Source organism: Variovorax sp. OK212, from assembly GCF_900112425.1.
Classification (GTDB): domain Bacteria; phylum Pseudomonadota; class Gammaproteobacteria; order Burkholderiales; family Burkholderiaceae_C; genus Variovorax.
Map to the genome: position 1 here is coordinate 15,122 of NZ_FOLP01000034.1, position 12,941 is coordinate 28,062.

The 12,941-nt window shown below is 68.5% G+C and carries 12 protein-coding genes; 3 read left to right on the plus strand and 9 right to left on the minus strand.

Features of this window, described 5'->3' with window-relative positions:
• Positions 1-190: 190 nt before the first annotated feature.
• From BM004_RS38725 to BM004_RS38735, 3 genes are all read right to left on the minus strand, one after another.
• The gene (locus BM004_RS38725) at positions 191-1,201 is read right to left on the minus strand and encodes an aldo/keto reductase (protein WP_093221971.1); all 1,011 of its coding nucleotides are present in this window, start codon (positions 1,199-1,201) and stop codon (positions 191-193) included.
• Positions 1,202-1,301: 100 nt separating this feature from the next.
• A complete protein-coding gene (locus tag BM004_RS38730; RefSeq protein WP_093221973.1) occupies positions 1,302-2,849 on the minus strand; it encodes an alkaline phosphatase D family protein in 1,548 nt (515 codons plus the stop codon).
• 76 nt (positions 2,850-2,925) lie between these two features.
• Complete coding sequence (locus tag BM004_RS38735; protein WP_093221975.1) at positions 2,926-4,254, minus strand: YVTN family beta-propeller repeat protein; 1,329 nt, start codon at positions 4,252-4,254, stop codon at positions 2,926-2,928.
• Between BM004_RS38735 and BM004_RS41725 the strand changes: the two genes are divergently transcribed.
• Genes BM004_RS41725 through BM004_RS38745 form a run of 3 tightly spaced genes read left to right on the plus strand, consistent with a single transcriptional unit; the run spans position 4,244 to position 5,656 of the window.
• Complete coding sequence (locus BM004_RS41725; RefSeq protein WP_177206770.1) at positions 4,244-4,405, plus strand: hypothetical protein; 162 nt, start codon at positions 4,244-4,246, stop codon at positions 4,403-4,405. The genes BM004_RS38735 and BM004_RS41725 overlap by 11 nt on opposite strands.
• Positions 4,402-4,998 carry a sigma-70 family RNA polymerase sigma factor gene (locus BM004_RS38740; RefSeq protein ID WP_256220270.1) on the plus strand — a complete coding sequence of 199 codons (597 nt, stop codon included), beginning with the start codon at positions 4,402-4,404 and terminating at the stop codon, positions 4,996-4,998. The genes BM004_RS41725 and BM004_RS38740 overlap by 4 nt, the downstream gene beginning before the upstream one ends.
• The gene (locus tag BM004_RS38745; protein ID WP_093221977.1) at positions 4,985-5,656 is read left to right on the plus strand and encodes an anti-sigma factor family protein; all 672 of its coding nucleotides are present in this window, start codon (positions 4,985-4,987) and stop codon (positions 5,654-5,656) included. Before BM004_RS38740 ends, BM004_RS38745 begins: the two co-directional genes overlap by 14 nt.
• Positions 5,657-5,681: 25 nt before the next feature.
• Here BM004_RS38745 and BM004_RS38750 read toward each other — a convergent pair whose 3' ends face one another.
• The 6 genes from BM004_RS38750 to urtA form a co-directional block, all read right to left on the minus strand.
• Positions 5,682-6,947: an MFS transporter gene (locus BM004_RS38750; protein WP_093221980.1), complete on the minus strand. Its 1,266-nt coding sequence runs from the start codon at positions 6,945-6,947 to the stop codon at positions 5,682-5,684.
• A gap of 143 nt (positions 6,948-7,090) precedes the next feature.
• Positions 7,091-7,783, minus strand: coding sequence for an urea ABC transporter ATP-binding subunit UrtE (urtE, locus tag BM004_RS38755; RefSeq protein ID WP_093132967.1), 693 nt, complete (start codon positions 7,781-7,783; stop codon positions 7,091-7,093).
• Between the two features lie 12 nt (positions 7,784-7,795).
• The gene (urtD, locus tag BM004_RS38760; RefSeq protein ID WP_093132965.1) at positions 7,796-8,674 is read right to left on the minus strand and encodes an urea ABC transporter ATP-binding protein UrtD; all 879 of its coding nucleotides are present in this window, start codon (positions 8,672-8,674) and stop codon (positions 7,796-7,798) included.
• On the minus strand, positions 8,671-9,906 hold the full coding sequence (gene urtC, locus BM004_RS38765; protein WP_093221983.1) for an urea ABC transporter permease subunit UrtC: 1,236 nt from the start codon (positions 9,904-9,906) through the stop codon (positions 8,671-8,673). Before urtC ends, urtD begins: the two co-directional genes overlap by 4 nt.
• Complete coding sequence (gene urtB / locus BM004_RS38770; RefSeq protein ID WP_093221985.1) at positions 9,903-11,450, minus strand: urea ABC transporter permease subunit UrtB; 1,548 nt, start codon at positions 11,448-11,450, stop codon at positions 9,903-9,905. The genes urtC and urtB overlap by 4 nt, the downstream gene beginning before the upstream one ends.
• A gap of 195 nt (positions 11,451-11,645) precedes the next feature.
• The gene (gene urtA, locus BM004_RS38775; protein ID WP_093132959.1) at positions 11,646-12,914 is read right to left on the minus strand and encodes an urea ABC transporter substrate-binding protein; all 1,269 of its coding nucleotides are present in this window, start codon (positions 12,912-12,914) and stop codon (positions 11,646-11,648) included.
• Positions 12,915-12,941 lie beyond the last annotated feature (27 nt).

Sequence of the window (12,941 nt, forward strand, 5' to 3'; positions counted from 1 at the left end):
GCCCCCATCCCGGCCTTCCCCCGGAAGGGGAAGGAGCAAGACAACAAACGTCGGTGCGTGGGTTTTGCTCCCTCCCCCGCTGGGGGAGGGTTGGGGTGGGGGGCACCGCGGCGCCCGAAGAAGCGCAGCGCTTGTGCGGAGGCCTGCCCCCATCCCAGCCTTCCCCCGGGAGCGGAAGGAAAAACACAACTCAGCGCGGCGCGTCGCCCTTGCGGTATTCAGCCGTCAGCTCATCCAGCTTCTGCTTCAGCGCCGGATCGATCTTGTATTCCGCCGCGGCCAAGGTCGCATCCAGCTGATCGGGCCGGCTCGCACCCAGCAGTGGCGCGGTGATCAGCGGGTTCGCCATCACCCATGCCACGGCCAAGGTCGCCAGCGGCACGGCGGCCTCGTCCGCCAGCTTGTGCAGCTGGGTCACGGTGTTGAAGCTGCGCTCGTTCCAGTACCTGTCCTGGTACATGTTGCCGGCCGTGCCCAGCGTGAAGCGGGTGTTCTCCTCCGGCTTGCCGCCGGGCTTGTACTTGCCGGTCAGCAGGCCGCCCGCGAGCGGGTTGTAGGGAATGACGCCCAGGCCTTCTTCGCCCGCCAGCGGCAGCAGTTCGCGCTCGATCTCGCGGAACAGCAGGCTGTAGCGCGGCTGCACCGACACATAGCGCGTGAGCTTGTGCAGCTCCGACTTGCCCAGCGCGCGCGCCAGCCGGTAGGCCAGGAAGTTCGACACGCCGATGTAGCGCGCGCGCCCCGACTTCACGATGACGTCGAGCGCCTCCAGGCTCTCTTCGAGCGGCGTCTCGCGGTCGTCGCTGTGCAGCTGGTACAGGTCGACGTGGTCGGTCTGCAGGCGCTTGAGCGACGCGTCGATGGCGTCCAGCAGGTGCTTGCGCGACGCGCCCTGGTCCCAGCTGTTGGGGCCGACCTTGCCGACCGCCTTGGTGGCGACGACGAAACGGCGGCGCCCCGCGGCGCCCTGCTTCTGCAGCCAGCGGCCGATGATCTCTTCGGTGCGGCCGGTGGTCTCAACCGTGCCGCCCAGCGGGTACACGTCGGCGGTGTCGAGGAAGTTGATGCCGCCCTCGGCCGCCTTGTCGAGAATCTGGTGCGACACCGCCTCGTCGGTCTGCAGGCCGAAGGTCATGGTGCCGAGCGCAAGCCGCGACACGGTGAGGCCGGTGCGGCCAAGACGGGTGGTGGGAATGCTCATGGTGTTCTCGCTCTGGACAGGAGGTCAGGAAGAAAGAAGGAAGGCAAAGGCGGCGGCCATCATAGACACGCCCGTGCATTCCTGCAGGCGAGCGGTGGTTTCAGGTGCCTTGGGGATGCACGCCGGGCGCGCCGCGCTCGACGCCGAAGCGCACCATGGGCTGCACGCCCGAGTCGGCCTGCTTCTCGTCGTCGACCGCGCGGAACTCGACCGCGGCGCCGCGCGCGTCGAGCGTCACGAGCGCATAGCCGCGCTTGTCGCCGCGGCCGTAGCGCAGGTGCGGGTTCTTCGCGAGCATGTTGGCCACGTTGGCGGCGCTCGGCCCTTCGGAGGTGATGGCACCACCGACGAATTCGGTTGCGATGGCCGGCGCCTGCCCGTCGCGGCGCAGGTCCGCGGCCCAGAAGGCATGCACGTCGCCGCTCACGACGATGGCATTGCCGCCGTTCGCCCGGTGCGCGGCCAGGCCGTCGAACAGGCGCGAGCGCGCGGCGGCGTAGCCGTCCCACCCGTCCATCCAGTAGCCGTGCTCTGCACCGCGCTTGCGGTCGGCCTCGGCCAGCAGCGTGGGCTGCGCGAGCACGGTCCAGCGCGCGGGCGGCGCGGCAAGCTCGCGCGCCAGCCAGGCCTCTTGCGCCGCGCCGAAGAAGCTGCGCTCGGGCGCGAGGCGGTCGGGGCAGTCGGCCAGCGGCGAGGCGCTGCGACCGGCCAGGCAGGCGTGGTGCGAACGGTACTGGCGCCCGTCGGTCAGCAGCACGTCGAGCATGCGGCCGAAGCGGTGGCTGCCGTGGATGGTGGCGCCCGCGCCGCGCGGGCGCATGCTGGCGGGCACCGGCATGTGCTCGTACCAGGCCTGGTAGGCGGCCGCGCGGATCGCGAGGAACTGCGCCGGGTCGGCGGTGCGCGGCGACACGTCGCCGGTGTAGTCGTTGGCCACCTCGTGGTCGTCCCAGGTCACGAGCCAGGGGAAGGCGGCGTGCGCGGCCTGCAGGTGCGGGTCGGTCTTGTACAGCGCGTAGCGGTCGCGGAAGCCGGCCAGCTGCGTGGGAATGCCGCCCTGGTGGCGCCGCACGTGGCGCGAGCCCCAGGAGCTTTCGTAGATGTAGTCGCCCAGGTGCACGACGAAGTCGAGCGGCTGCGCGGCCATGTCGCGGTAGGCGGCGAAGTAGCCCTGCTCGTACTGCTGGCAGGACGCGAAGGCGAAGCGCACGGGCTGCGAACCGTCATCGGTGTCGGCGGGCGCGGTGCGCGTGCGGCCGGCCGGGCTGCGCACGCCATCGGCGGTGAAGCGGTACCAATACGGGCGGCCCGGCGCGAGCCCCTGCACCTCGACATGCACCGAGTGCGCGAGCTCGGCCTGCGCCGTGGCCTTGCCCTTTGCCGCGATGCGCTGGAAGGCCTCGTCCTGCGCCACCTCCCAGCGCACCTCGACCGGCGCATCGCTCATGCCGCCGCCCTGCAGCGGATCGGGCGCGAGCCGCGTCCACAGCACGACGCCGTCGGGCCGCGGCGCACCCGAGGCCACGCCCAGCGTGAACAGCTCGCGCGACATGGCCTGCGCATGCAGCCGCAGGAAGGGATGGCCCAGCGAAGCGGCGGCCAGGCCGCCGCACAGCAGGCGCCGGCGCGAGAACGGGGGCGCGCTCATTCGCGTGCCGGGACGGGGTCGATGCTCATCCGCGGCACTGTCGTTCGCTTCGCTTGCAGCTGTCAACCCAAGGCGTTCACGACTTCGCCTGCGACGCCACCACCGTGACCCGCGCCGTCATGTACGGATGCACCGAGCAGGCGTACGCGTACACGCCCGGCTTGTCGAAGGTGCGCGCGAAGCTCTTGCCGGGCAGCAGCAGGTCGATGCCGGTGGTGCCGTCCTTGAAGACCACGCCGTGCGGGGCACCGTCGTCGTTCTGCCAGGTCAGGCTCTGGCCGACGTTGACGGTGATCTGCGCGGGCTCGAAGGCGAAGTTGCGGATGGCGACGTGGGCGGAGCCTCCAGCGTGTGCTGAGCCTGCAGCGTGCACGGAGCCTTCAGCGGGCGCGGAGCTTCCAACATGCACGGAGCCCGCGGCGTGCGCCACGGGTACCGAAGCCGCGCGCTGCACCGCGATCTTGCGCGGCGCGTTGCCCACCGCCACCGTGTGCATCGGCCCGCCGGCCAGGTCGACCACGCTCACGTCGTTGGAGCCTTCGTTGCTCACCCAGAGCTTCTTGCCGTCGGCCGACAGGTCCAGCCAATGCGGCTGCTTGCCCACGCCGATGCTGCGCACCGACGCATGCGCGACGGGGTCGAACAGCATCACCTCGCCGGGCCCCTGCACCACCACCACGCCGCTGGCCATGCCGGCGAAGTGCTGCGCGATGTGGGGCGACACGCCCGTGGGAATGGGCGCGGCCCACTGGTTGGTGGCGGGGTCGAGCACCTGCACCGCGGGCAAGCCGGCCAGCGTGAGGTACAGCGCCTTGCCGTCGTGGCCGAACTCCAGGTCGCGCGGCGGCTTGTCCAGCGCGATCTCGCTGACCACGGCGCGCGTTGCCATGTCGATCACCACCAGTGCGAAGTGGCCGGGCTCCTGCGAGGCGACGTAGGCCTGCCGGCCGTCGGGCCGGATGGCGATGGTGTGCGGCTTGGGCACCGCCACGCTGGCGCTCACGCCGTGCGCCGTGGTGTCGACGAAGGCCACGCGGTCGTCGCCGTTCACGGCCACCAGCAGCCACTTGCCGTCGGCCGTCATGGCCAGGCCCTGCGGGCCCTTGCCTACGTCGATGCTGCGCGTGACGCGGTCGGTGGCGGCGTCGATCTCGCTCACGGCCGACGCGCCGGAACCGCTGACGAACACGCTGCGCCCGCCCGGCGCGACGACGATGCCGTCCGGCCCGGCCGCCACCGGCACGGTGGCGACGACGCGCTCGGTGCCGGTGTCGATCACGCTGACGGTGCTGTCCTTGAAATTGCCGACGTAGGCCTTGGGGCCTGCCGCCAGAGCTGGAGCGGCACAGGCTGCGAGAGCCGTCAGGACGACGAGGATGCGCGCAAAGCCGGGCATGGCGATCATGGTGGAAACCTCCTGTGGAAAAAAGCCGAAAGACGCAGAATCCGCAGAGGGCATGACGCATGGCATGCCCGGCTTATTCCACGCGGGTCGTAAAAAAAGCGGGAATAAAGCGCCGCGCCCATCCGTCATGCAGGAAGAAGGAGCGCATTGAGCCTGTTGACGACCGACCGCACACGCCAGTTCGAAGCCGTTGCATTGCCGCATCTCGATGCGGCCTGGAATCTTGCGCGCTGGCTGCTGCGCGACGACCAGCTGGCCGACGACGCCGTGCAGGAGGCCTACCTGCGCGCGTTCCGGTTCTTCGACGGGCTGCGCGGCGAGAGCGCGCGGCCGTGGCTGCTGGGCATCGTGCGCAACGCCTGCTACGACTGGATGCGGCAGAACCGGCAGCTGGCGGACCAGGTCGAGTTCGACGAGCTGCGCGACAGCGAGGCCGCGGCCTTTTCGGCTTTTGCGGCCTCGCCCGAGCGCGGCGACCCGGCGCGGCAATGGGAACAGCGCGCGCAGGGCGAGCGCATCAACGCCGCGATCGACGCGCTGCCGGCGGTGTACCGCGAGGTGATCGTGCTGCGCGAGCTGGAAGAAATGCGCTACGAGGACATCGCGCGCATCGCCGGCGTGCCGCTGGGCACGGTGATGTCGCGGCTGTCGCGCGCGCGGGCGTTGCTGCGCGAGAGCCTGCGCGACGAGCGCCCCGGTGGTGAGGCAGACGAAGGAGGAAGAACGCACCATGGCCATGTCTGACGACGAACTGGGCATGCTGATCCGTCGGCAGGCCGCGCGGCATGCGCCGCCGGGCGGGCTGGCGCAGCGCATCGGGCGGGCGTTGCGCGCCGAGGCGGTCGCGGCGCCTGCGCCCACGCCGGTTGCAAGGCGCCGGGGCTGGTGGCCCGCGCTGGCCTGGTTCGGCACGGGCGCCGCCACGGCCTGGGGCCTTGCGCTGGTGTTGCTGGCCACGCCGTTGCCGCCCACCGACGCGCTCGCCGAAGCGGTCACGGCCAACCATGTGCGCTCGCTGATGGCCTCGCACCTGGCCGATGTGGCCTCCACCGACCAGCACACGGTGAAGCCGTGGTTCGCGGGCAAGCTGGACTTTTCACCACCCGTGGTCGACCTGGCCGCGGAAGGTTTTCCGCTGGCTGGCGGGCGGCTCGACTACCTCGACGGGCGCACCGTGGCGGCGCTGGTGTACCGCGCAGGGCCGCACGTGATCAACCTGTTCGTGTGGCCCGCGGCCGAGGGGAAGGTGCTGGCACCTGCGTTCTCCACGCGCCAGGGCTACCAGCTGGCGCACTGGGCGCAGGGTGGCATGCAGGTGTGGGCCGTGTCCGACCTGAATGCGGCGGAGCTGCACAACTTCGCGCTGCTGCTGCGCGAGCGCACCGCGCCGCGCGCGCCCTGAACTGTCTTCAGCCTGTTTTTCAGATTCAGCAGGCGACGGCCGCCGGCTGCCGAGCGTCGGCGCGCGCGCTCGCCACGGCCCAGCCGAACACGCCCATGCCGGCCAGCGCCAGCAGCGCGCCGACCCAGCCGGTCGACGTCCAGCCCAGTCCGGCCGCAATCGCCACGCCGCCCAGCCAGGCGCCGAGCGCGTTGGCCATGTTGAAGGCCGAGTGGTTGAGCGCGGCGGCGAGCGTCTGCGCGTCGCCGGCCACGTCCATCAGGCGGATCTGCAGCGCCGGGCCGATGGCCACGGTGGTGCCGATGAGGAACACGTTGAACGCCGCGGTGTACACGTTGTGCGCCGCGAAGGTGAACAGCGCGAGCACCACCGCCGCATAGACCAGCAGGCCGCCGATGGTGCGCATGAGCGACTTGTCGGCCAGCCGCGCGCCGACCAGGTTGCCCGTGACCATGCCCAGGCCGAACAGCGCGAGCACAAGCGGCACGCCGCCCAACGGCAGGCCGGCTACTTCGATCAGCGTGGGCTTGATGTAGCTGAACACCGAAAACATGCCGCCGAAGCCGATGGCACCGATGCCCAGCGTGAACCACACCTGCTTGCGCTTGAGCGCGCCCAGCTCGCGCCAGGGGCTGGCGCCGGCGGGCGCGGCCAGGTCGGGAACATCGCGGCGCAGCAGCACGATGGCCACCAGCGCGATGACGCCCACGAACACGAAGGCCGCGCGCCAGCCGAAGAGCTGGCCCAGCCACGCGGCAATGGGTACGCCCACCAAGGTGGCGCCGGTGAGCCCCAGCATGACGAGCCCCACGGCCCGCGCGCGCCGACCCGGTGGCGCGAGCGTGGCGGCCACGAGCGCGGCCACCCCGAAGTAGGTGCCATGCGGCAGGCCGGTGGCAAAGCGCAGCAGGTTGAGCAGCAGGTAGGTGGGGGCCGCGGCGCTGGCGAAGTTGCCCGCGGCAAACACCGCCATGAGTGCGATCAGCAGCGCGCGGCGGCGCCAGCCGGCGGCCAGCACCGCCAGCACCGGCGCGCCGATGACCACGCCCAGCGCATAGGCGCTGATGACGTGGCCGGCCTGCGGAATGCTCACGTCGATGTCTTTCGCCACTTCGGGCAGCAGGCCCATGATGACGAATTCGCCCGTGCCGATGGCGAAGCCGCCGACCCCCAGCGCGAGCACGGCGCGCAGGAAGTTGACGGGTTCGGTGGAAGAAGACGACGACGGCGACGACGCGGAAACGCAAAGGTCGGTGTCCGCGCTGTCCAGCGCGGGTGGGGAGGCGTTCAAGGCCAGGCTCCTGGGAAGGTGCCCGGCGGCCGCGGGCAGACCCCGGATTTTAGGGTAAACCCTGAATTTCTGCCGATACGGATTTGCCGGGGGATTGGTACCGGCTTGGCAAGGACAGCCCGGCGCGGGCCCTTAGATGGTCCTCAGATGGCCACCAGCTGGCGCACGCCCTGCGCTTCCATGTCCTTGCCCAGGCCGCGCGCAATGACTTCGCCGCGCTCCATCACGAGGTAGTCGTCCGCCAGTTCCTGGGCGAAGTCGTAGTACTGCTCGCACAGCACGATGGCCATGTCGCCGCGGTCGGCCAGCATGCGGATGACGCGGCCGATGTCCTTGATGATGCTCGGCTGGATGCCTTCGGTGGGCTCGTCGAGGATCAGCAGCCGCGGCTTGGGCGCCAGCGCCCGCGCAATGGCGAGCTGCTGCTGCTGCCCGCCGGACAGGTCGCCGCCGCGGCGGTTGATCATCTGCTTGAGCACGGGGAACAGCTCGTACAGCTCCGCCGGAATGGGCGTGCTGCCGCTCTTGTAGGCCAGGCCCATGCGCAGGTTTTCCTCGACCGTGAGCCGCGCGAAGATCTCGCGGCCCTGCGGCACGAAGCCGATACCCGCCCTCGCCCGGTCGTAAGGCGTCGCCTTCTGAATGGGCTTGCCCTCGAGCTCGATGCTGCCGCTCTTGATGGGCACCAGCCCCATGAGCGACTTCAGCAGCGTGGTCTTGCCCACGCCGTTGCGGCCCAGCAGCACGGTGACCTTGCCCAGCTTCGCCTCGAAGCTCACGTCCCGCAGGATGTGCGAGCCGCCGTAGTACTGGTGGATGTTCTTGACTGTCAGCATGGCTTCGGTTCCTCAGCGGCCCAGGTAGACCTCGATCACGCGCTCGTCGGCCTGCACTTCGTCGAGCGTGCCTTGCGCCAGCACCGAGCCGTCGCACAGCACGGTGACGATCTCGGAGATGGTTCGGATGAAGCTCATGTCGTGCTCCACCACCATCAACGAATGCTTGCCCTTGAGTGTGAGGAACAGCTCGGCCGTGCGCGCCGTTTCCTCGTCGGTCATGCCGGCCACGGGCTCGTCGAGCAGCAGCAGCTTCGGGTCCTGCATGAGCAGCATGCCGATCTCGAGCCACTGCTTCTGGCCGTGGCTCAGGTTGCCCGCCAGGCGCGAGACGCTGTCGGCCAGGTGAATGGTTTGCAGCACCTCGGCCAGCCGGTCGCTCTGCGCGGAGTCGAGCCTGAACAGCATCGACGCGCGCACGCCCTTGTCGGTCTTCAGCGCGAGCTCGAGGTTCTCGAACACGGTGAGGTGCTCGAACACCGTCGGCTTCTGGAACTTGCGCCCGATGCCCAGCTGCGCGATGTCGGCCTCGCGGTGGCGCAGCAGGTCGATGGTGCTGCCGAAGAACACGGTGCCTGAATCAGGCCGGGTCTTGCCGGTGATGATGTCCATCATGGTCGTCTTGCCCGCGCCGTTGGGCCCGATGATGCAGCGCAGCTCGCCGGGCGCGATGTCCAGCGACAGCTTGTTGATGGCCTTGAAGCCGTCGAAGCTCACGCTCACGTCTTCCAGGTACAGGATGCGCCCGTGCGTGACGTCGACCTCACCCGGCGTGACATGCCGGCCGAAGTCGGCGGCGCGGCCGCCCGACTCGGTGCTGCCGCTGTCGTAGGGCATGCCGTGGGCACGCGCGGCGCGCTCGGCACCGGCTTCCATCAGGTCGGGCGTCATGCGCGTGCTCCCTTCACTTCGGCGCCCAGCGGCGCATGCAGCGTTTCCGGCGCCATGCCCTGCTCGGCGGCCAGGGAGCGCTGGGCTTCTTCCCGTGCGTCGCTCACGGCGGCCGCGCCAACCACGGGGGCCTTCTCCCTCGACAGCCACTTGCGCACCAGGCCCACGATGCCGTTCGGCAGGAACAGCGTGACAGCAATGAACAGCGCGCCCAGGAAGTACAGCCAGTACTCGGGGTAGGCCACGGTGAGCCAGCTCTTGGCGCCGTTGACGATGAAGGCACCGATGATCGGCCCGATCAACGTGGCGCGTCCGCCCACCGCCGCCCAGATCGCGATCTCGATGGAGTTCGCCGCGCTCATCTCGCCCGGGTTGATGATGCCCACCTGCGGCACGTACAGCGCGCCGGCCACGCCGCACATGACGGCGGAGATGACCCAGATCGTGAGCTTGTACGGCAGCGGGTTGTAGCCCGAGAACATCACGCGCGTTTCCGCGTCGCGAATGGCCTGCAGCACACGGCCGAACTTGCTGCCGATGAGCCACTTGGCGAACAGGAAGAAGGCCAGCAGCGTGACGCCGGTGAGCGCGAACAGCGTCATGCGCATCTCTTGCGTGGCAATGGGAATGTTCAGGATGCGCTTGAAGTCGGTGAAGCCGTTGTTGCCGCCGAAGCCGGTCTCGTTGCGGAAGAACAGCAGCATGGCCGCGAAGGTCATGGCCTGCGTGATGATCGAGAAGTACACGCCCTTGATGCGCGAGCGGAAGGCGAAGAAGCCGAACACGAAGGCGATGAGGCCGGGCACCGCAACAATCATCACCAGCGTCATGACGAAGCTGCCGCTGAAAGTCCAGTGCCAGGGCAGTTCCTTCCAGTCGAGGAACACCATGAAGTCGGGCAGGTCGCTCTTGTAGTTGCCGTCGCGCCCGATCTGGCGCATGAGGTACATGCCCATCATGTAGCCGCCCAGCGCGAAGAACAGGCCGTGGCCCAGCGACAGGATGCCGGTGTAGCCCCAGATCAGGTCCATGGCCAGCGCGCAGATGGCGTAGCACATGATCTTGCCGACCAGCGCCACGGCGTAGTCGCTCATGTGCAGCGGGCTGTCGAGCGGCACCACGATGTTGAGCACCGGCGCCACGGCGCACACGACGATCAATGCGACGAAGAAGGCCGTCCAGCCCTTGCCGCTCAGCAGCGGGCCCTTGGTTGGCAATGTGACCTTGCTCATGCCTCTGCACTCCGGCCCTTCATCGCGAAGATGCCTTGCGGGCGCTTCTGGATGAAGATGATGATGAAAACAAGCACCGCGATCTTCGCGAGCACCGCGCCCGCCCAGCCTTCGATGAACTTGTTGAGAATGCCCAGCCCCAGCGCCGCGTACACGGTGCCCGCGAGCTGGCCCACGCCGCCCATCACGACCACCATGAAGCTGTCGACGATGTAGCTCTGTCCCAGGTCGGGGCCGACGTTGCCGATCTGGCTCAGCGCGCAACCCGCGAGGCCCGCGATGCCGGAGCCGAGCGCGAAGGCATAGGTGTCGATGCGCGCGGTGTTCACGCCCATGCACGAAGCAATCGGCCGGTTCTGCGTGACGCCGCGCACGAACAGGCCCAGCCGCGTGCGGCCGATGAGCCAGCCCATGGCCAGCAGCACCAGCACCGCGAACACGATGATGCCGATGCGGTTCCACGGCAGCGTGACATTGCTCAGCATGGTGAAGCCGCCGCTCATCCAGCCGGGGTTTTCCACGCCGACGTTCTGCGCGCCGAAGATCGAGCGCACCAGTTGCTGCAGCATCAGGCTGATGCCCCAGGTGGCGAGCAGCGTCTCGAGCGGGCGGCCGTACAGGAAGCGGATGACGCCGCGCTCGAGCACGGCGCCGACCAGCGCCGACGCCAGGAACGACACGGGAATGGCGGCGACCAGGTACCAGCCGAACATCGACTCGGGAAAGTACCTCTGGAAGACGCCCTGCATCACGTAGGTGGCGTAAGCGCCGATCATCATCAGCTCGCCGTGCGCCATGTTGATGACGCCCATCAGCCCGTAGGTGATGGCCAGGCCGAGCGCGGCCAGCAGCAGCACCGAGCCCAGGCTGATGCCGCTGAACACGGCGTTGATGCGGTCGCCCCAGACCAGCGCGCCGTCGATGCTGGCAACCGAGGCGACGATGGCCGCCTTCACGTCGGCATCGGTCTCGTCGGCCAGCCGCTGGTTGAGCAGCAGCTTGGTGTCGGGGTTGCGGTTGTTGCCCAGTTCCCTGGCTGCCGTCAGGCGCTTGGCCTTGTCGGCGCTCGTGAGCATGCTGGCGGCGCGCACCAGTTCGAGCTGCGCCTTGATCTTCGGGTTGGTCTCGGCGGCCAGCGCCTTCTCGACCATGGGCACGCGCGATTCGTCGGGCTCCTTGAAGAGCGCCTGCGCGGCTTCGGCGCGCACCGCGTCGTCCTTGCTGGTGAGCTTGAGCGCGGCCTGCGCGGCATCGAGCGCGCCGCGCATGAGGTTGTTGTTGACGACGTCTTCGGCGGTGTCGGGCACTTTCAGCTCGGCGCCGGAAACGGGGTCGAAGCCCTTGTCGTCCTTCATCACGAAGACCTTGTCATCGGCGTACTTGACCGCGTCGTCGGACATGGCCTGGATGAAGGCGGCGGTCTTGTCGTCGGCCGTGAGCACGGCCTTGTTGAGCGCGGCGATGCGGGCTTCGGACTCGCCGGAGGCGATGGCCCGGGCTTCGTCGGCGGTCAGCGCGTGGGCGGCCGATGCCATGAGCAGCATGGCGGCGAGGGCGCAGTGAAGGGTTCGTCGAAGCATGGTGAGATTCGTGTTGCCCCCTCTCCCCCGGGGGAGAGGGTTGGGGTGAGGGCCGGCGGCCGTCCAGCAAACACGGCGGCCATATCGACCGCCGTTGCCCCCTCACCCCAGCCCTTTCCCCAAGGGGAGAGGGAGCAAGAGGGAGAGGATTTCCGAGAGTTACATCGACTTGCCAGCAGGCTGATCCGGCTTCTTGTCGTTGCCTTCGATGTACGGGCTCCACGGCTTGGCCTTCACCGGGCCCGGCGTCTTCCACACCACGTTGAACTGGCCGTCGGCCTTGATCTCGCCGATGAACACGCTCTTGTGCAGGTGGTGGTTCTTCTCGTCCATCTTCGACACGATGCCCGAGGGCGCCGTGAAGGTCTGGCCGGCCATGGCGGCGATCACCTTGTCGGTGTCGGTCGACTTGGCCTTCTCCACGGCCTGCTTCCACATGTGGATGCCGATCCAGGTGGCTTCCATCGGGTCGTTGGTGAGCGGCTTGTCCTTGTGGCCGGCGATGTTCTTCGCCTTGGCGTAGTCGCTCCACTGCTTGATGAAGGCCGTGTTGGTCGGGTTCTTGATCGACATGAAGTAGTTCCATGCGGCCAGGTGGCCCACCAGCGGCTTGGTGTCCACGCCGCGCAGTTCTTCCTCGCCCACCGAGAAGGCGACAACCGGCACGTCCTTGGCCTTCAGGCCGGCGTTGCCCAGTTCCTTGTAGAAGGGCACGTTGGAGTCGCCGTTGATGGTCGACACCACGGCGGTCTTGCCGCCGGCCGAGAACTTCTTGATGTCGGCGACGATGGTCTGGTAGTCGCTGTGGCCGAAGGGGGTGTACTTCTCGTCGATGTCGGTGTCCTTCACGCCCTTGCTCTTCAGGTAGGCGCGCAGGATCTTGTTGGTGGTGCGGGGGTACACGTAGTCGGTGCCCAGCAGCACCCAGCGCTTGGCGCCGCCGCCTTCCTTGCTCATCAGGTAGTCGACGGCCGGAATGGCTTGCTGGTTGGGTGCGGCGCCCGTGTAGAACACGTTCTTGGAGAGCTCTTCACCTTCGTACTGCACGGGATAGAACAGCAGGCCGTTCATTTCCTCGACCACCGGCAGCACCGACTTGCGCGACACCGAGGTCCAGCAGCCGAAGATCACCGAGACCTTGTCCTGGCCGAGCAGCTGCTTGGTCTTCTCGGCGAACAGGGGCCAGTTGGAGGCCGGGTCGACGATCACGGGCTCAAGCTGCTTGCCCAGCACGCCGCCCTTCTTGTTGATGTCTTCGATGGCCATGAGCACCGTGTCCTTCAACACGGTTTCCGAGATGGCCATCGTGCCCGACAGGGAGTGCAGCACGCCGACCTTGATGGTGTCGGCGGCGAATGCGGGGGCAGCAGAAATGCTGGCCAGCGCGACAGCGGCGGTGAGCGCCTTGAGTGTGAAACGACGTTGCATGTGGACTCCTGCTCCGGGGTGGGTTGA